Raw genomic sequence first — 17,306 nt, forward strand, 5'->3', positions numbered from 1 at the left:
GTCAGTCGTCCTTCTGTTTCTGCTTTTCGCGATCTTCCTGTTCGCGGCGGGTGAGGTAGGATTTGAGCGTCCCGAGGAGCGACGGCTCCTGAAGCGACACGAGCTGCGCCATGTCGTCTGCGAGGATGCGGAACAGGTTGCCGTACACCCCGATGATGAGGTTGCGGGCGTGCCGGCGGGGATACAGCGTCTCGCCCCGGCGCAGGATGAGGTTGGCGCGGATCAGCCGCGCGATCGTCGGTTCGAGGTCGGCGACGCAGAGCTTCGTATCGAACCAGCTGTCGAGCGTCGGGATGAGGAACCCGGCCGGGTGCGGTCCGGCGCGCAGGAGCGCGATCAGCACCGCGAATTCCGCGACCGAGAGGTCGGGAAACGGACGATGGTCCGACAGTTGCGTCACGCCGGTCATTGGCTTTTCTTCGCCTCGTAATAGGCCTTGATCCGTTCCTGGATCTGGCGCGAGGTTTCGATCTCGTCGGGCAGCTTCGCGGCGTCGACGAACTCGGCATAGACCTCTGTGAAATCCATCACCGACAGGTCGAGGCGCGAGAATTCATCGAGCGTGAACCCCTTGCAGGTTTCCTTCTTGGCGCTGCCCCACGGCTTGTTGATCTGCGGGCGGCCCTGTTCCTGCAGGATGCGCGACAGCTTGCTCTCGAAGCAGCAATAGGCCGTCTTCTTGGAGGTGCAGATGCCCAGCACCTTGTCCGAGCAATATTCGCCCAACTTGTGGCACATCCCCATCCGGTCCTGCACGTCGAGCAGCTTCTCGTCGTTCGAGCACATGAACATCGTGAGGAACGGCGTCGCGAGCGCGGCGATCGCCACCGGCCCGCCCGCGATCGCGGCCGCGCCGGCAGCGGTCGTGATGAGGCCCGAGGCCTTGCCCGCGCAGCAGTTGACCAGTCCGAACACCGGCTTGTGGCAGGTCTGCCGCTTGCCCGAGAACAGGGTAAGCGTATCGGGATCGAACTCGGCATTGGCCTGGCCCAGCGCGTGCAGCCCGACCACGGCGTCCTTGAACTCGGTCGACGCCTCGCGCTCGACCGGTTCGCATTCGCCGTCGATGCAATAGACGTCATCACCGCAGATATATTGCTTGGGATCGGTCGAAGGCGGCGTCGGGACCGGGCATTTGTAGACCTTCGTCGTGACCTGGCACGGACCGGACTGCGGATCGTCGAGGCACTCGTCACGCAGGAAGGTGCATTTCCCGCCGTTCTCCAGATCGCTGCAATCGGACGCCTGGGTGATGCGCTGACAGGTGAACGGGCGCGACCACGCCCAGCACGATGCCGTGACCGACACACCGTCGATGATCCGCGTCTCAGGCCCCTCGGTGCAGACCTCCGGGCCGGTCGCGATGCAGGCGGTGTCGGACACCAGCGCCGGACAGCTTCCCTCATTGCGCGTCAGCGTGACCTCGCGCGTGCCCTCCTTCCTGAGGTACACCGTGCCGGTCGCGTAATTCTGGTGCGCCGGGATCTCGGCCTGGGGGATTTCGGCCGAGCAGGAGTAAAGCTGCGCCGTGGTATTCATCGACGACTGCTTCTTGCACCACTTGCGATAGGCCTCGACGTTGCCGCCGCCCGCCCCCAGTTCGATCTGCGCATCGCAGATATGCGGCGTGCCCGCCTCGACCCGGCACAGACCGGCGCCGACCTTGGCCTGCATCACGCTGTTGCGCGCGAACCCGCCGCCTTCGTTCTGGTCGCGCACGCCATAATAGAAGTACCTGAGCGTATCGACGATTACCGGGTCCATCCTGCCGGTGCAGGTCGCCGGGGTTTCCTCGAGCTTCGCGCCCTTGTTGCAGGTCGCCTCGTAATAATCGGTGGTGCCATTGGGAGGCAGCGGCTTGCAGCTACCGTCGGCGCCGCCCACCGACTGACCGGCGAGATAGCTGTTCGGGTCCTTCTCGACGTCCTGCGCGCGCGTGAGATCGCCGGCAGGCACGGTCACGACCTTGCGGCCCGGATCGGTGACGAGCTGCCACGCCTCGTTCGCGCCAGCGGCAGACCCGCCCGCCGCGATCAGCGCGTCGGGATCGTCGGCATAGGCTTCGCCGGGCTGGGTGCCGCTGCTGAAGCCCGGGATGGTCGAGGGCAGATCGGTCGAGGAGATGATGCCGCCCGAAGCCTGGCGTGCCGGGGTCGCCAGTGCCTTCGCCGCGGCGCGTGCCGCCGCCATGTCCCCTTTGGGATAGGTGTAGGTCGAACTGCTCGACTGCGCGCTCGGCTCGGCCGCGACCGCATTACTCGCTGCCGCAGGCTGAACCGTGCGGGCCATGCTGGCGGTGGTCCGCGCGGGAGCCGCGCTCGGCTCGGCGACGCTGGTCACCGTCGTCTTTGCGACCGGCGCGGATGAGGGTGTGGGGGTCGGGGTGGGTTTGGGGGTCGTGTCGCTGAAGTAGGTGTAATCGCCCAGGCCGTAGAAATCGCCGACGCCCTGCTGGCCCTGCTGGGTCGACTGGACCTGGGCGAGCGCCTGCGCTGCCAGGACCGGCGCCAGAAGACCGATCAGGATACGGCCCCCCCGCATGGTTCAGGGATTCCGGCCGAGGTTGGCGAGCGCGGTCCGTGCGACCAGCGCGCCAGGGCCATTCTCGCCCGCGAACGTCTCCAGCGCGTAGCGCACCGTGACGTTGCCCTCGATGCGATCGAACGGAGGCGGCGTCGTCTTGCAGGTGAGGCCGTCGCACGGCGTGAAGTCGCTCGACGAGACCACCATCGTCGGAACCGCGGTCACATCGAACGCGCGGAACAGGCGCGGGTCGATCCCGATCGAGGCGAACTGCTGGTCCTTCTCGACCACCTTGGAGAGCGCGGCGATGAACGCCTTCCCCGAATTGCCGGGGAAGCCCCGGAACACCACGACGCCGCCAGCGGCCGAGGTATCGGCAATGATCCGCTTCAGCGCCTGTTCGGGCATCGAGGTGGACACGAACACCATGAACTGCGGCGCGGTGCCCTGGTTCTCCTTGAGGTTGGCCGAGGCGGCCTGGATCATCTCGTCGAAGTCGATCGCGCCCGCCGGTCCCCTGGGCAGGCTCGCCTTGTCGATCGTGCGCATCTGCTCCAGCGCGACCGCCTGCACGGTCTGCGCATCCTTGCGGAACGCGTCGCCGCGCCGCTCGACCTCGTTCACGAGCGCGGTCGCGTCCTGTTCGGACTTCGCCGATCGCGCGCGGATCGCGTCGAGGTCGAGCCCCTCGACGGTCTGCGCGAGAACCGCGCAGCCGGTGCCGACCGAGGCGATAGCGAGCGCGGAAAGGAGGAACTTCTTCATGTCAGGTCCTCACAGCATGCAGCAGTTGCGCTTGCGCCAGAGCAGGTAGCCGAAGTCCTCGCCCTTGACGGGGAAGGCCCGGCCCGCGTCGGGCGGGAGCGTCGTCGCGCCGATCGGCGAGCAGGCATATTTGCCGCTCACCGTGGGCGTCGGATTGGTCATCTGGATGCGGTATTGCGACTTCTTCAGGATCGGCATGACGTACTTGTTGCAGAGCGCCTTCGATCCAGCGGTGCCCCAGGCCAGCCCTTGCCGGTGCATCTTGAACAGGAGTCGCTCGGCCGCGAGACGCGACGACTGGACCGGCGAATTGTGCGCCGCGATGTTGCCGTTCATCGGAAACATCGAGCCGTTGCAGCCTGAGCACCAGAACATCGGGTCGATCGGCAGCTTCGCGCTCGCCGCGACGCAGTCAGCCGCGCAGGCGGCGACCGCGATCGGATTGTTGAACAAGGCGACCTCGGGATTGATGAGCGTGGTCAGCACGTCATCGTTCCAGAGCGGATCGATCTCGGTCATGTAGGCTACGTCGAACGAGGCCTGCTCGAAGCACAGGAAGTCGGTCAGGATCTCCATCCAGTAGAGCAAGGGATAGACGTAGTAATGCGCCTGCCAGTTCGCGCTGGCCTGGGTCGAACCGCCCTTGATGAGCGGGCCGGTATACTGCCCCTGCCCGATATCGAGCCCCGGATTGAGGCGAAGCCCGCCCAGGTTCGGGAAGCACCACGGCTTGGTGGTCACATCGACGAGCCGCGCCGGCTCCCAGAAGCCGATCGAGATGCCGATGCGCGGGATCGGTGAACCGCACGCACAGACCGGCAGGCTCGGGTTCTTGGTGTCGGGTCGGCTTCCCGGCCAGATATGCGCGCCGCCCACCGACAGCGGGAACAGGCAAGACCAGCAGACGTCGGTGATCGGGTTGACGAACTTGCCGGTGCAGTTGGCCGGGAGCGCGCTCGCCGGCGCCGGCAGCAGCGCGAACGCGGCGATCATGCCGAGGAGGGTGAGCAGGCGGCGGATCATGCGCCGGGCTCCTCGGAGAAAGCGATGACCAGGGGCACCATCCGGGCGCGGTCGCGTCCATCGAAGCTTATCGACTGATCGGCCAGCGCGCGCACCAGCGCACGGCGTTTGCCAACCGATATCGTCCGCCCGCTTTCGGCAAGGACGACATCGATTTCGTTTCCGATCGACGCGGCGGTCACCGGATCGGCACGGCCCCCGAGAAGCCTTCGTACGAGGGACTCGATCTCGCAATGCACGCGGGACAGGAACAGCAGCGCAGGGACGCTCGAGAGCAACGCCACGGTCGCGATCGATACGACCATCGACAAGGCGACGACGGGAAAGAACATCCAGGCCGGGAACAGCGCGAATATGGCGAGAACATATGTCCACCCGAAGCCGACTGCCGCGACACACAGAAGCGCGTAGCGCGCGATCAGGCTGATGCGCTCAGTCGTCATGCCCTGCCCTCCCCGTCCGGCTGCGCCGCGAGGCTTGCGTCAAGGAAAGCGTTATCGGCCCGGTTCTTGGCGATCACATACACCGGCACCAGCACGACCAGCGCCAGCACCAGTCCGGCAAGCGCGCCCCCTGCCCCCGCGCCGAGCACCGCGCGCAGCGGCTGCAACGCGCAGATGGCGATCGCCAGCCCGATCGCCGACCACAGGATCGCGAGCCGCATCGCCTTGAGGGCCGGCGTCTCGGGCGCGGCCATCGGCGTCCTGAGAATATCGAGCCACATCATGCGCCCGCTCCCGACATCTCGATCTCGCTGATCTTGAGCACCTGGCCCGCCGGTTCGACCACGGCGGGGACGCGCGCGATCCCGAAATGGCTGGTGAGCTTGCCCTGCTGGTCGAAGAAGAAGCGGCGCTTCTTCTCGCCCATGCGGTTGAACGGCGAGCCGGCGACGAAGATGATCTTGGCATTCTGCGCGGTCCACCGCTTCAGCGCCCAGTCGACCTGCGCATCGTCGCGGCCGTCGATAAACACGAGGTCGGTCTTCATCGCGACGAACGACAGCGGATTGACCCGCTGCCCGGCGCGCGCGACGAGCCGGCCCTTCTGGTCCTGGATGTCCTGATCGAGCACGATCGTCGGGTCGAACGTCCAGCTGCGGCTCTCGCGCACCGCGCCGATGCCGGCGACCGGAATCGGGTTGCGCACGCGCTCCTCGGTCTTCTCGCGGAGCGCCGTCTGCATACGCTCGATGCCGCCATTGGCCTGCAGCGTCTTGAGCCTGGTGTCGATCGTCGCCAGCAGGTCCGGCTCGGCGATCGCCCAGGTCTGGCCCATCACGCCGTGATCCTTTGCGAGCGCGCCCTGCACGACCGGCCAGGACGACGAGGCGACCAGCGCCACGCCCAGCGTTCCACCGAAGAGGCCCGCGCGCCGGATCACAGGATGGGTGTCCCGGTGCCGATGATCTGCTTCGCGCAGGCGAAGCCGATCTCGCCGTAGCGGCTGTCGAACCCGTCGGGGTGCGCGGTGCCGACATAATAGCAACCTTCGGGCACCCGTCCGACCGGCCCCGGCGTCAGCACTTCGCCGAAACGCGAGCGCGGCTTCATGTGGGCGACGCGAACGCCGTCGACATAGACCCATTCCCCGCGATGCTCGACCAGCGCGCCGGCCTCGCCGATCACGCGCTTGCCGAACGGTCCCGAATCCGGTCCAAAGTGGCGGCGCACCAGCTCGCCCTCGGGCGGCGCGAAGAACACATAGTCGCCCTTCGCGGGTACGCGGCCGCGCTGGATGAAGAACGCCCAGTTGGGGAGGCTCTCGCTGGCGTTTATCATGAAGGCGTGGGTCTCGCGCCACGCCGCGATCGAGTTGTAGCCGCCCCACACGATCCCGAGCAGCGCGACCGCGCTCCACTGGCGAACCCGCTTGACGATCAGCGCCTTGCGGGCCGCGCGGTCCCCGGCGACGTCAACCGCCGTGGGAGCCGCATGACCGACCCGCGCCAGCGCCTCAGTTGCCGCTGCCATCGACCCCTCCCGGCGCGGAATGGGTGATCGTCGCCTCGACCGGCGAGACCGGCGCAGGCCCGAACGGGGAAGCGGTCGGGACCGCCGTCCCTGGCGCGGCCGGCGCGACGGTCCCGGAGGCTGGTGGGAGCATCGCACCGACCGCGGGACCTGCCGGGGCGTTCGGCGCGGCCGCGGGGAGCGGCACGCGCGCGAAGACCGCGCGGCGGATCTGGTCGGTGATATCGGGGACGTTCTTCGACAGCACCGCCTCGCCGACGAGGACGGTGGTGCCGCTCGCGCCGACCTTCTTCATCTCGTCGTCGAGCGCCGACATGAAGGCCTGGGTCTGCGCGGCCACCTGTTGGGGCTGGCCGTTGCTGTGGCTCTGCGCCTGGACATATTCCGAGACGATGCCTTCGAGCCGCACGCTCGCCATCGGCACGGTCGCCGGCGGGGCCAGGAGATGCTTGGTCACCCACGCCCCCCACAGCAGCACCGCGACCGCCAGCGCGACCGCGACATAGGCGATGACGGGCAGGCCTTGCGGCTTGCGGCGATCCACCTTGTCCGCGACCGGACGGCGCGGTGCCGCGCCGGCTGCGTCCTCACGGGGTGCCGGGGCCGAGGCGGACGATTGCACCGCCGCGGACGCGGCCTCGGGACGATCGAGAACATCAACCATGACGGGAGCCTTTCGTGGAAGTGATGATCGCGCCGAGCAGGCGCACGCGGGTCACGGCGACGATGCCGAACGCGACCAGCCACACGACGAACAGCTGGTCGCCGAACGCCGCGCGGCGTGCCTGGTCGGCCGCGACGAAGCGCGTGCCGAGGTTGGCGACCTGCGAGAAGAAGCCGAGCGCGGTGAAGTCGCCTAGCATCAGGAAGAACAGGATCGCGACGCCGAAGGTCGCGAGCAGCGTCATCGCCATCCAGCCCGACACCCGCAACAGGATGTAGCAGGCGTCGCCGATCGCGCGCGTGCCCGTGCGTTTCCAGTCGGTCGCGGTCGGCGTACGCCAGTCGCGCTCGTGCGTGAAGGCGTTCATTCCGCCGCCTCCACCCAGGGCTCGCCCGGAGGATTGTCGCGATATTCCTCGGGGAAGGCGACGCGTTCGATCGCCTCGTCCATCGAACAGCCGAGGTCGATCAGATGCTCGATATCGGCGAAGGTCTGCGGGCTGGAGGAATAGAGCGTCGCCGAATATTTATCGAGGACGAGCCGCCCGACCGCCATCGATTCCGGCCCCTTGATGAGGATGTCGGAATATTCCGCGCCGTTGCGCTTCAGCGAACGCAGCAGGCTTTCGGTGTAGGGGTCCATGTCGAAGCGGCCGTGCTTCTGGAAGTCCGAGATCGTGTCGGGCTTCTGCATCAGGATGACCGACCAGTCGGAGTTCTCCAGCGCCGCGAGGCTCCCTTCCGACTTGTAATAGTCGTTGAGGCTCTGCGTCGCGGTGATGAGCGAGGCGCCATATTTGCGGCAGGTTCGGCTGTAGGTCTCGACGAAATCGGCCATCGACCCACCGCGCAGCATCTGCCACGCCTCGTCGATCAGCAGCGCCTTGGGGATCTGGCGATCCATCCGGCGCATCGTCTGCGACGACATGAACATGATCGCAGTCAGCACGACCGAGCGCAGTTCCTCGCGGCTCGACAGGTCCGAGAGCTCGAACACGGTCAGCGCGTTCGACATGTCCACCGACGCCTCGCCGGTGAAGAAGCTGCCGTAGGTGCCCTTTCCCGAGAACGGGAACATCGCGATCGCGAGATCCGTCCCCTGCACAGAGCCGTCGGAGCCGAGCGCCTCGATCACGTCGTCGACGCACCCTCCCCTGCCCTTGGCCTCCCACACCTGGTTGACCGCACGATCGATCAGACCGCGCTCGGTGTCGTTGAGCTTGTCGATGTGACGGCCCATCTGCCCGATGATCGACTTGAGCATCGCCAGCGCGTCGACGAGATAATCCTCGTCCTGCGCCACCAGCGTCTCGTCGATCATCGAGAACGGATTGAGGCTGAACCCGTCGCGCAGGCGAAACTCGACGAAGTTGCCGCCCAGGCTCTTGGCCATATGCTCGAACGAGCGGCCGTCATCGATCACGATGATCTTCGCGCCCACGCCGGCGAACGCCGCGCACAGCTCCTGCAGCGCGACCGACTTGCCCGAGCCGGACTTGCCGAACACCGCGACATTGTGGTTGCCGGCCTTGTTCTCGAACGGCGACCAGAAGAAGGGCTGGCCGCGCCGCCCGATGAACATCAGGTGCGGCAGATGCCCGCCGAGATACTCGCCCTGGATCGGCAGCATATTCGCCGCGGTCGAGGTCAGCATCGTGCGCAGCCGCTTCATGCGCTTCAGGTCGCTGTCGAGCCCGTTGCCGAGCGTCATCGGCAGACACGACATGAACGCCATGATCTGGAGGAACCGCTCGTCGAGCAGGTCCCACCCGGCCGCCTTGTACATCGACTTGACGGTGCGCTCGTTAGCGTCCCCCTGCCCCTTCGGGCTGATGATGCCTACCGCATAATAGGCCTGCACCAGCTTCTTGCCGAGACGCAGCTCCTGGGTGACATGCTCCCATTCGCGGCTCTGGTCCTTCAGCTGCGGGAGCAGCCGCGCCGACTTCGAGTCCGCCAGGCTCGACGTACGCATGAACTTGTAACCGGCCTTAGACGAGGCGGCCTGTTCGTCCTGGTAGCACAGGCATAGCGACGTGAGAGTCGGGCACCCCGGGCGCAGCTTGTCGGAGAACATGTCGCCGATCAGCTTCTGCACGTCCCACGGCGCCCAGCGGTTCGGCAGGTTCCTGACCGAGAAGAAGCGATAGTCGAACGTGTCGGGCCGGATCTCCTGATACTGCGTCTCGCCCGACAGGTTCGTCACCGCGCGCAGCGGCTCGACCGATACCAGCAGGCGGTCGGCCTGGACGACGGTCTGGACGTCGCGCCGCACGCATTGGTCGGCGATCGGATCGAGTTCTGAATATTCCGAGACGTGGTCGGAGACGTCGAACGCCGGCGCGGTGATGTCGTCGATCAGCGCGATCAGATCGACCGGCTTCAGCCGGGTTGCCGGCATGTCGATCGACTGCAGCGTCGAGACGATGCTGTCGCGGACGCCGGTCAGCTCCTCCGGTGTCGCCTTCCCGCTACGGATCGAGACCGACAGGAAGATGCGATGGTTGCGGACGTGGAACGGTCCGTCCTTCGACATCGATACCCATGCGCCGTGACGCAGGAACGCCGACCGCCGCTCGGCGATCTTGCGATGGATGCCGCCCGCCTTGTAGCGCGGCAGCGCATATTGCGCGATCAGCGCGCCCACACGCGGGCTCTGGAATGCGAGCAGCTGGACCCGCGCGCTGGGCGGGACGCTCTCGGACAGCATCTGCGCGATGATCTCCCCGGTGCGCTCGTCCGCACCCATGAGCGGCGCGAGTTCCAGCGCGAACGCGATGCTGTCGGTCTGGTAGAACAGGTCGTGCCGCGCGTCGTAGCTGCGATACGGCAGCCACTGCGACAGCATCGGCGCGCCATGCGAGGGTGTTCCCTGGTCGGGTGCGCGCGTATCGCCGAGCAGGCGGGCTATGAAGCCGGTCTTCGCCATGACGATCAGTCCTCCACGCGCGGCGAGAAGGTCGCTGGGCGGTTACCCGGCGTGCTCGACGCGAGTTCGGGCGAAGCCGGCTTCTGCGTCGCGGCGATCGGCACACCCTTGCCAGCAGCCGCGTCGCGCGCCCTGGCCCGCGCGGCCGCGACCGCTGCCGCACTTGGTGCGCCGACCGCGCTCGCCGCACCTGCGGCCGCTGCCGGGGCGGCGACCTGCGCGACCTCGGCGGGCACCGGGGGAAGCGCGGCGATCGGCGCGCCGAGCTGCGAGAGGATCTCGGGGCTGACGTTGAGCGTCTGCGTCGCGGCAAGCGCCGAACCGTGGCCGTCGGTCGCCGCCAGCCACTGGCCGTTGTCGACCACCGCCTGCACGACCGCGGTCTCGTGGAAGCGCCCAGCCGCGTCGACATGCGAGGGGAACACGATCCGCAACACCTTCTGCGGCCCGACCCCCGCCGCCTGCGCCGGCACCGGCGTCGAGGCATAGGCGATCCGCTGCGTTCCCCCGCTGTTGCGCGCGGGTGCCTGGTACGGGCCTGCCGGATGATAGCCGCTGTCGCCGGTGATCTCGGCCAGCGCCTTGTCATCGATGACGGTCGCCGGCGAGCAGCTGCCGCCCTCGGGCGCGCCGCACGCGAACTTGCCCGAGATGTTGGTCCCCAGCGTGGTGCAGCTGGCGAGCAGTCCCAGGCTCGCGGTCGTCGCCAGCGCCGCAATACGCTTCGCGCGGGCGTGCGGGCGATAGTCGGAAACCGGGCAGGCCGGCAGGCGGATCACGGATCGGGTCACGACTTGGCTCCCTTCAACCATTCGACGAGCTGGGCCTTGGGCCTGAAACCCTCGATCACCGCCCCGTCGGAGCGGACGATGACGGGCGTCCCGTTGATGCCGTGCGCCTTGGCGAACGCCTCGTTCTCATCGAGACCGCTGGTGTCGCACTTCGGGCCTGCCGGGACCGGGTTCTGCGCATAGGCCGCGCGGACCGCCGCATGACGATCGCGGGCGCACAGCACCTGGTTGGCGATCTCGCGGCTTCCCAGCACCGAGATCGGGCGCTCGATGACGCGCACGTTCATCGTCTCGAGCGCCTGACTGAGCGCGCGGCAGTAGCCGCAGTGGAAATCGGAGAAGACGGTGACCGTCTGCGTGCCCGAACCCCACGCGATCGCACCCTTGCTCGACAGCCGCGTCACATCGAGCGTGCGGGCGACGGCGGGCTGGGTCGTGACTCGCGCACCCGCCCGCGCCGCGCCGGCCTCGGGCGCATCGGGCGTGGCATTGGCCTTCGCCGCGCCGCCCACCAGCATATCGGGATTGAGCGCGAGCAGCTTGGCGGCGGTCAGATCCTGCCGCGTCTCCATGTCATAGACGCGGCCGATGACGAGATAGCGCGCCGACTTGTCGACGTAGAACAAGTTCGCACCCGCCACGACCTCGCACAGCCCGTCGACCTTGGAGCAGTCGATCGCATCGACCTTGGTCTTGGGAAGCCGCTTCTGCAGCGCGACCTGGACCTGCGCGCCGATCGGCGCTTCGGCCGAGCCGGTCAGCAGCATCGCCGCCCCCGCCATCGCGCCGATCATGATAGTATTTGCCATGTGACCACCTCCTTCCGGGCTCAGTTCTGGATGAAGACGCCTTCGAGGAAGACGATCTCGACATCGATGCCGGTCGGCATCTCGATGATGGGCTGGTACTGTTCGGCGCGCTCGATCAGGTATTTGCTGACCATGTCGGCCGACTGCGCGACGCCGTTGCCGATCCCGGCCTGGGCGATATCGCCGATGCCGAGTTGCTGGCGCTTGCCGTTGACGGTGACGTTGGTGCCCTGGAGCAGCATGTCGGTGTTGGCCGAGAAGCCACGCCCGAACCCGCCCGCTATCCCGGCGATGAAGGCCTGGGTGACGAGCCCGCCTTCGCGACTGACGACACGGCCGCGCACGCCGGTCTTGCCGGCGAAGCTGATGAAGCCCTTCACGTCCGACACCGCGAACCGGCCATTGGCCTGCGGACAGGTCATCCGCTGCAGCTTCACATAGACCTTCTCGGAAGAGAGATCGCCGCGCGCCGCGCCGTTGATGACGCAGCCTTCGATCCGCGTCGTGAGCAGCTTGCCGTTCTGGTAGACCGAGCGCGCCGGGCCGGTGATGCGCAGGATCACCGGCAGCGGATCGGTCTGCGACTGCACCCCCGCCGAGGCGTCGACGCCGACGATGACCTTCGCCTTCGCGATCGAGTTGGGCGGCAGGTAATTGGGGCTGTCGGTGTAGCTGGTCGTGCCACCCGAGATCCGAGTCGCGGTGCCCGAGGGGCCGCCCTCGAACGACACCAGCTTGATCGAGCGCGACTGCGACACCGCAGCCGCTGCCGCCTCGCCCGCCGTCATCGGCGCGCCGGGAGTGCGGTAATTGGGCTGGCCGGGGCCATACATCTGCGTCGGAGCCGGCGCGGCCGGCGCGGCGTTACGCTGCGCGATCTGCTGGCGAAGCTGGTCGTTCTCCTGCTGATAGGCGCTCATGACCCGCTGGCCATCGCTCGCCATCGACTGCTTCTCGCCCTGGAGCGCGGCGATCTGCGCCTGCAACTGCTCCATCTGCGCGCGCTGGCCGTCGACGCCCTTCAGCTGATTGTTGATCGACTGCATCTGCGCTTCGGATGCGGCCTGCCATTCACGCTGCGACATGTTCCGGTTGACCATGTCGTCGGTGGTGATCTTCACCTCCTTCCCGTCGGTGCCGACCGGCTTCAGCTTGGCATCGTCGCCCATGACGTACCAGGAGCCCAGCACCAGCGCGACGGCGCCACCAAAGCCGAGGTAGAGCAGCTGCTTCTTGCGGACGGCATCGTTGCCGGCCATCAGCTCGCTGTCCCCGCCCTCCTCCGGCTCGGTATCGAGCTGCTTGGCACGGTTACGCTGGAAGATGTCCTTGAGGCTCATGGCCGCACTCCGTTGGCGAGGCCCGAAGGCGTGACGATATAGGCGGTGGTGGCTTCACCGGGCTTGAGGTTGGGGTTGGCGACCGAGACCGCGATCGCGTTCGACGGTGCGATCGTTCCCTCGCCCAGCGCGACCGGAACCTTGCCCCGGTTCTCGATCCTGAGCGTGCGGCCTGCGAGGCTGGCGCCGCGATACTCGGCGACCATCTGGACCTTGAGCGAGCCAATCATCACCGGGTCGGTGACCGCGGGCCTGACCTCGAACCCTTCGAGCGGCGCGGACTGGAACATCGCCTGGACCAGCGTGGCGGACGCCTCCTGCGGCGATGCCGCGACGGCCGCGACCTGCGTTTCCGCGGCACCACCGATATCCTTGTTCTCGACGAACACCTGCTGCGCGTCGTCGCCGGCGAGCCGGCACGAGAATTTGTACACATAACCCTTCGACGTCGTGCCGAAGAACGACACGTTCGGCCGCGAATAGGCTTCCGGGACCGACACATAGATGTCGCCCCGGGTCGGTTCATTGACCACGGTGAAATCGTCGGTATCGACCCCGGTGGTCAGCTTCGAGACGCTGGCGAAGCGATCGTCCTTGAGGCTGACGCGGGTCAGCCCCGACTTCGACATCGTGCAGGCGACCTCGCTGTTGTCCTTTGCCAGCACATGCTCGTCGGCGAAGGCCGGCGCGGCGAGGACCACGCCGCCCGCCACGATCATCCCCGCCCCGATCAGGCGCGATAGCGAACACAGGCGCGATGCGAAGGCGGTCCCGCCCCCGATCAGCCCGACTGCGACCCAGGCGGTCATGCGTCGTCTCCGATGGTTGCCGCGGCGTCCTTGTCGGCCTTGGTGACCATCCCGAAGCCCTTGAGCTGGAGAGTCAGGCCGCGATACGCCCAGTAGAAGCGGAACGTCCTCGGCTCGGCGGTGACCGACTTCGAGCCGACGACGGTGTGCAGCGTGCCGGTCACTTCCGAGGTCAGTTTCTCGGTGTCGACCTTCATGCCGGCGAGCGTGAAATACTGGCTGATGCTCGATCCGCGCTGCTCGTTGAGGATCTTCATCAGGTCGCGCTTGAGCGAACCATGTGCTTCCGGCGTGGCGATCGCCAGGATCGAGTCCATCCAGTATTCGAGATTTTCGGGCGAGCGGTTGAGCGTCATCAGCGCGGTGTCGCGCGTGACCATCTCCAGATACTGCTCGCTGACCCCGCTCGACGACAGCGTCAGCGGGGAGCGGACGATCGGCTGCAGGACGATCTCCCGGTCACGGGTCGCGCCGACCAGGAACAGCAGCACCACGAGGCCCGCGAGGACCAGCGCGACGATGCCGAGCATGTTGCGCTGCTTGAGGACGCGCTGCGACTGCGCGAGACCGACAGAATAATCCATTTAGCCCACCATCACGCGAAGGTGGGAGGGCGGTGTCGCCTTCAGCCCGGTAAAACTCGACGGCAGGTGCCAGTAGGCCATGTGGAGAATCCACGACGTGGCCTTGCCGGCTTTGAGTTTCCGAAAACCCCACCAGCCGAGCAACGAGACCATCAGTCCGATCACGACGTGCTGCGACAGGATCCCCCAGATGAAGGGGATCGCCATCGCGAGGAACTCGTCCAGCGTCCAGAAGCCGATCAGCTCCGGGTCGTCGAGATGCGAAGGGATGGTGTACCGGTCCATAAGCTAAGCCGCCCTCCCAGCGGTTGATCCAGCCGACGCCTCAGATCGTCGCGGTGACGGTCGAGGTGACGATCGGGATACCCGTGCCCGCGCCGACGCCGACGGCGACGGGAACGGCCACCTGGCCCAGGCTGAAGCGGCCCGACGCCAGCGCGACGATGCCGCCCGCGAGGCTCATGACGGTGATGATCTTGCCGCCCGAGCCCTCGAGGAAGTCCGTGAACTTCGTCAGCGCGGTATTGAACGTCGTGTCGGCGCCGGCGAACGCCGCCGACGCGCCCAGGACCATCACCATCGCGATGATCGCCAGGCCGAGAAGGACACCATTGATCTGGCCACCCTTCGGCATTGAAAGTGCAGACATGCTCTTTCCCCTTGGAAGACGAAGCACAAGCGCGTCGTCTCCCTAAGGATTTCGCAAGTATTGACCCTCGACAAGACGGAAAAAAATTACCGTATCGACTTTGACTGCGGGAAAGCCCGACTACGCATTTCCGCCAAAAGACTGACGCGATGGGTCTGCAGACAAACATAGAGCAGGTAATTTTTTTACCACCTGCGGAATTTTTTTACCGCCTTCGTTGCGAAACTGGAATGACCACCCCCGGTCGTGCGGCAATGATTGATTCGAGAAACTATCAATCCAGATGGTATGCGCTCGCCCGCACTCGGGTTATCCGTTCCCCATGTCGAATGTGATCTACGCCTTCCGGGTCAGCGATGAGCTGTTCCGTCTCACAACAGAAGCGATCAGAACCCGGTCGCTGGCAACGCGACGGTTTGAGACCGTTTCCTCTACCGCCCTGTATGGACTGGAGAAATTCTTGGATATGCCGGATTTCGAGCTGATGCTCGAACGCGCCTCGACGATCGAGGACAATGGTGAAAACCGGGTCGGTTTCCGCATTCAGATCGATCAGAAGGCGCTTTTCCAGGCCGCGCGGGACAGGGCCACTACCGACCCCACCACCCCTGCCACAGCGCGTTTCCTGCTCACCGTGTCGATGCTGTGCGTCTTCGATTGTGCGATTCGTCGAAAAGTTCCGACTAACGCTAAAAAAATATTGACAGCCTCTCGGGCTATAACCGTATATAGCGCCCAGAAGGGGGGTCGTCATGACTGACCAGAGGAATGCAGCAAGCCGACAGACCGAGACAGACTTCTACTATCCGCTTATCATCGAGCAGTGGAATCGCCGTGGCGTAACCAATGTCGAAATGGCCCGGAGACTCGGGAAAAGCGTCAGTCTCATCGGAAAGGTCAAATCCGGTCGCGCCAGCTTTACGGCCGCGATGCAGATAAGGGTCATGGAGATCCTGGAGATCGACCGGCAACGTGCGTTTCTTGCCGCAGTCTGGATGAAGACGCCCCTCGCCTATTTCGATGACAGCTTCGACAAGATCTACCTCGTCGCGTGCCGCTTCGTCGAAGCTTCCTGCCCCCAGTTACTGTCGCTCGCCGAGCAGGTGAAAGGCGATGGGCTTGCTCCCGAAGCGATCGAGCGGGTTTTGCAATCCATCCTGATGAACATGCTCAATTCGGTTCCCCCGCCCCGGACCGGAGCAAACTGAACCAATTCCGGTGGTGAACTCCGTTCCCATCAAACGAGCTTTGGAGAGTGACACCTGTTTCGCTTAGAGGGCGATATGGACTCTCAGCCGAAACCCGCGCGGTCGACCCTATCGATGCGCCGCAAAAAAGAACGCGAGGATGCTGCGGGTTACAAGCGGTCCACCTACGCGCTCTCCCCTGCATCGCTGCGAGTCGCGGACGAGATCCAGCGTCGCTATCAACTTGGCTCCCGCGAGGCCGCTATCAACGCACTTCTCGAACTCATCGACCGCGATCTGTTCCTGTGGCACGACATCCTTGTGTCGGAACGGCGATAGAGGCCTCTGATGGATCTGCGCACCAGTCCGCCAGCCGACGAATCGGGTCATGCCATTGTCGATTTTCTCGACGAGCATCGACTGCCGCACAGCCCCGAGAATTACGGCTTCGCTCACACCTATTTCGAAGGTGCTGACGAGGCCCATTTCATGGCCGTCGCCAATCTGATCGACGGCGGTTATCGCCTCCGACAGGAAGACGTGCGAGCAATTTCGGCACCAGCGGATCTCCATGGCACCGCGACGACGATCGGTGAGCTTTCCACGGAGGTCATGCACATCATCGGGGCAACCGCCCAGGAAGCCAATGCCTTCGTCAAATCGCTCACGCTCACCGCGGCCGAACTGGTCTCGACAGACGGCAACATTCACAGCGCGGTCGCTCGGATGACTGCCCAGGCCGAGCGCGCCGAAGAGCGGTTGAAGCAGCTGAGCCTTCAGACGGCGCTAGTCCGCGAGCGCCTACGCTCGCTGGGCGTCGATACCGACATCGATCCTGCTACCTCGCTCCTCAACCGCATCGCGATCGACTCGGTGCTCACCGCCGCACTCGGGCGGGAAGGCCCTACCCTTCTTGCGCTGGTTGCGCTCGATCAGGTCACCTCGATCGGGGCGGCTCATGGGATCGGCGTCGTCGAGCGGGTCCTGCGCGCGCTGGGCCAGACATTGCGGGATCATTGCATGCCGCACCGGGTCGGCCGCTGGGAGGCAAAGCGGATCGCCATCGTGTTCGACAACTGCGACCCCGAAGCCGCCCGCGATATGCTGAACGCAGCCCGCAAGGCATTCTCGAGGCGAAAGCTGCAGCGCGTCGAGAATGAGACGCCGATCGGCGAGGTGACATGCTCGGCGGGTCTCGTACTCGCCCCCAACGCTGTCTCCGAGGATCTGGGGTCGTTTGCGGGAGGGGGCGAAATCCTAC

22 protein-coding genes are annotated in these 17,306 nt (G+C 65.9%); 4 read left to right on the forward strand and 18 right to left on the reverse strand.

Going from position 1 to position 17,306, the window contains the following annotated elements:
- Nucleotide 1: 1 nt before the first annotated feature.
- From ON00_RS19555 to ON00_RS19640, 18 genes are read right to left on the reverse strand one after another with little or no spacing between them, the layout of a single operon-like run.
- Nucleotides 2-409, reverse strand: a complete 408-nt coding sequence (locus tag ON00_RS19555; RefSeq protein WP_007406345.1) for a hypothetical protein — start codon at nucleotides 407-409, stop codon at nucleotides 2-4.
- Nucleotides 406-2,541 (reverse strand): conjugal transfer protein TraN, encoded by a 2,136-nt coding sequence (locus ON00_RS19560; RefSeq protein WP_010409243.1) that lies wholly within the window; start codon nucleotides 2,539-2,541, stop codon nucleotides 406-408. The genes ON00_RS19555 and ON00_RS19560 overlap by 4 nt, the downstream gene beginning before the upstream one ends.
- A gap of 3 nt (nucleotides 2,542-2,544) precedes the next feature.
- The gene (gene trbC, locus ON00_RS19565; protein ID WP_010409245.1) at nucleotides 2,545-3,288 is read right to left on the reverse strand and encodes a type-F conjugative transfer system pilin assembly protein TrbC; all 744 of its coding nucleotides are present in this window, start codon (nucleotides 3,286-3,288) and stop codon (nucleotides 2,545-2,547) included.
- A 9-nt stretch (nucleotides 3,289-3,297) separates the two neighbouring features.
- On the reverse strand, nucleotides 3,298-4,311 hold the full coding sequence (traU, locus tag ON00_RS19570; protein WP_010409247.1) for a conjugal transfer pilus assembly protein TraU: 1,014 nt from the start codon (nucleotides 4,309-4,311) through the stop codon (nucleotides 3,298-3,300).
- The gene (locus tag ON00_RS19575; protein ID WP_007406338.1) at nucleotides 4,308-4,754 is read right to left on the reverse strand and encodes a hypothetical protein; all 447 of its coding nucleotides are present in this window, start codon (nucleotides 4,752-4,754) and stop codon (nucleotides 4,308-4,310) included. The genes traU and ON00_RS19575 overlap by 4 nt, the downstream gene beginning before the upstream one ends.
- The gene (locus ON00_RS19580; RefSeq protein WP_007406328.1) at nucleotides 4,751-5,038 is read right to left on the reverse strand and encodes a hypothetical protein; all 288 of its coding nucleotides are present in this window, start codon (nucleotides 5,036-5,038) and stop codon (nucleotides 4,751-4,753) included. Before ON00_RS19580 ends, ON00_RS19575 begins: the two co-directional genes overlap by 4 nt.
- On the reverse strand, nucleotides 5,035-5,694 hold the full coding sequence (traW, locus tag ON00_RS19585) for a type-F conjugative transfer system protein TraW (protein WP_010409249.1): 660 nt from the start codon (nucleotides 5,692-5,694) through the stop codon (nucleotides 5,035-5,037). Before traW ends, ON00_RS19580 begins: the two co-directional genes overlap by 4 nt.
- On the reverse strand, nucleotides 5,691-6,284 hold the full coding sequence (locus tag ON00_RS19590; protein WP_007406314.1) for a S26 family signal peptidase: 594 nt from the start codon (nucleotides 6,282-6,284) through the stop codon (nucleotides 5,691-5,693). Before ON00_RS19590 ends, traW begins: the two co-directional genes overlap by 4 nt.
- Complete coding sequence (locus ON00_RS19595; protein WP_010409251.1) at nucleotides 6,268-6,948, reverse strand: TrbI F-type domain-containing protein; 681 nt, start codon at nucleotides 6,946-6,948, stop codon at nucleotides 6,268-6,270. Before ON00_RS19595 ends, ON00_RS19590 begins: the two co-directional genes overlap by 17 nt.
- Nucleotides 6,941-7,315 carry a hypothetical protein gene (locus ON00_RS19600; RefSeq protein ID WP_007406323.1) on the reverse strand — a complete coding sequence of 125 codons (375 nt, stop codon included), beginning with the start codon at nucleotides 7,313-7,315 and terminating at the stop codon, nucleotides 6,941-6,943. The genes ON00_RS19595 and ON00_RS19600 overlap by 8 nt, the downstream gene beginning before the upstream one ends.
- A complete protein-coding gene (gene traC, locus ON00_RS19605) occupies nucleotides 7,312-9,876 on the reverse strand; it encodes a type IV secretion system protein TraC (protein ID WP_007406319.1) in 2,565 nt (854 codons plus the stop codon). The genes ON00_RS19600 and traC overlap by 4 nt, the downstream gene beginning before the upstream one ends.
- 5 nt (nucleotides 9,877-9,881) lie before the next feature.
- On the reverse strand, nucleotides 9,882-10,667 hold the full coding sequence (locus tag ON00_RS19610) for a conjugation transfer protein (RefSeq protein ID WP_010409254.1): 786 nt from the start codon (nucleotides 10,665-10,667) through the stop codon (nucleotides 9,882-9,884).
- Nucleotides 10,664-11,476, reverse strand: coding sequence for a DsbC family protein (locus tag ON00_RS19615; protein WP_010409256.1), 813 nt, complete (start codon nucleotides 11,474-11,476; stop codon nucleotides 10,664-10,666). The genes ON00_RS19610 and ON00_RS19615 overlap by 4 nt, the downstream gene beginning before the upstream one ends.
- A 20-nt stretch (nucleotides 11,477-11,496) precedes the next feature.
- Nucleotides 11,497-12,816 carry a TraB/VirB10 family protein gene (locus tag ON00_RS19620; RefSeq protein ID WP_010409257.1) on the reverse strand — a complete coding sequence of 440 codons (1,320 nt, stop codon included), beginning with the start codon at nucleotides 12,814-12,816 and terminating at the stop codon, nucleotides 11,497-11,499.
- Entirely contained in the window at nucleotides 12,813-13,625 is an 813-nt protein-coding gene (locus ON00_RS19625; RefSeq protein ID WP_007406304.1) for a type-F conjugative transfer system secretin TraK, read from the reverse strand. The genes ON00_RS19620 and ON00_RS19625 overlap by 4 nt, the downstream gene beginning before the upstream one ends.
- Nucleotides 13,622-14,209, reverse strand: coding sequence for a type IV conjugative transfer system protein TraE (locus tag ON00_RS19630; protein WP_010409259.1), 588 nt, complete (start codon nucleotides 14,207-14,209; stop codon nucleotides 13,622-13,624). Before ON00_RS19630 ends, ON00_RS19625 begins: the two co-directional genes overlap by 4 nt.
- On the reverse strand, nucleotides 14,210-14,494 hold the full coding sequence (gene traL / locus ON00_RS19635) for a type IV conjugative transfer system protein TraL (RefSeq protein ID WP_007406330.1): 285 nt from the start codon (nucleotides 14,492-14,494) through the stop codon (nucleotides 14,210-14,212).
- Between the two features lie 40 nt (nucleotides 14,495-14,534).
- Nucleotides 14,535-14,789, reverse strand: coding sequence for a hypothetical protein (locus tag ON00_RS19640; protein ID WP_371262956.1), 255 nt, complete (start codon nucleotides 14,787-14,789; stop codon nucleotides 14,535-14,537).
- Nucleotides 14,790-15,180: 391 nt separating this feature from the next.
- Between ON00_RS19640 and ON00_RS19645 the strand changes: the two genes are divergently transcribed.
- The 4 genes from ON00_RS19645 to ON00_RS19660 all read left to right on the forward strand — a co-directional run.
- The gene (locus tag ON00_RS19645; RefSeq protein WP_029623257.1) at nucleotides 15,181-15,618 is read left to right on the forward strand and encodes a hypothetical protein; all 438 of its coding nucleotides are present in this window, start codon (nucleotides 15,181-15,183) and stop codon (nucleotides 15,616-15,618) included.
- Nucleotides 15,611-16,066 carry a helix-turn-helix domain-containing protein gene (locus tag ON00_RS19650; protein ID WP_010409266.1) on the forward strand — a complete coding sequence of 152 codons (456 nt, stop codon included), beginning with the start codon at nucleotides 15,611-15,613 and terminating at the stop codon, nucleotides 16,064-16,066. Before ON00_RS19645 ends, ON00_RS19650 begins: the two co-directional genes overlap by 8 nt.
- A 75-nt stretch (nucleotides 16,067-16,141) precedes the next feature.
- Complete coding sequence (locus tag ON00_RS19655) at nucleotides 16,142-16,384, forward strand: hypothetical protein (RefSeq protein WP_024310628.1); 243 nt, start codon at nucleotides 16,142-16,144, stop codon at nucleotides 16,382-16,384.
- A 9-nt stretch (nucleotides 16,385-16,393) separates the two neighbouring features.
- A partial coding sequence (locus ON00_RS19660; RefSeq protein ID WP_010409271.1) for a GGDEF domain-containing protein occupies nucleotides 16,394-17,306 on the forward strand: 913 nt, incomplete at its 3' end.

The sequence above is a fragment of the Sphingomonas echinoides ATCC 14820 genome (assembly GCF_000241465.1).
Lineage (GTDB): Bacteria > Pseudomonadota > Alphaproteobacteria > Sphingomonadales > Sphingomonadaceae > Sphingomonas > Sphingomonas echinoides.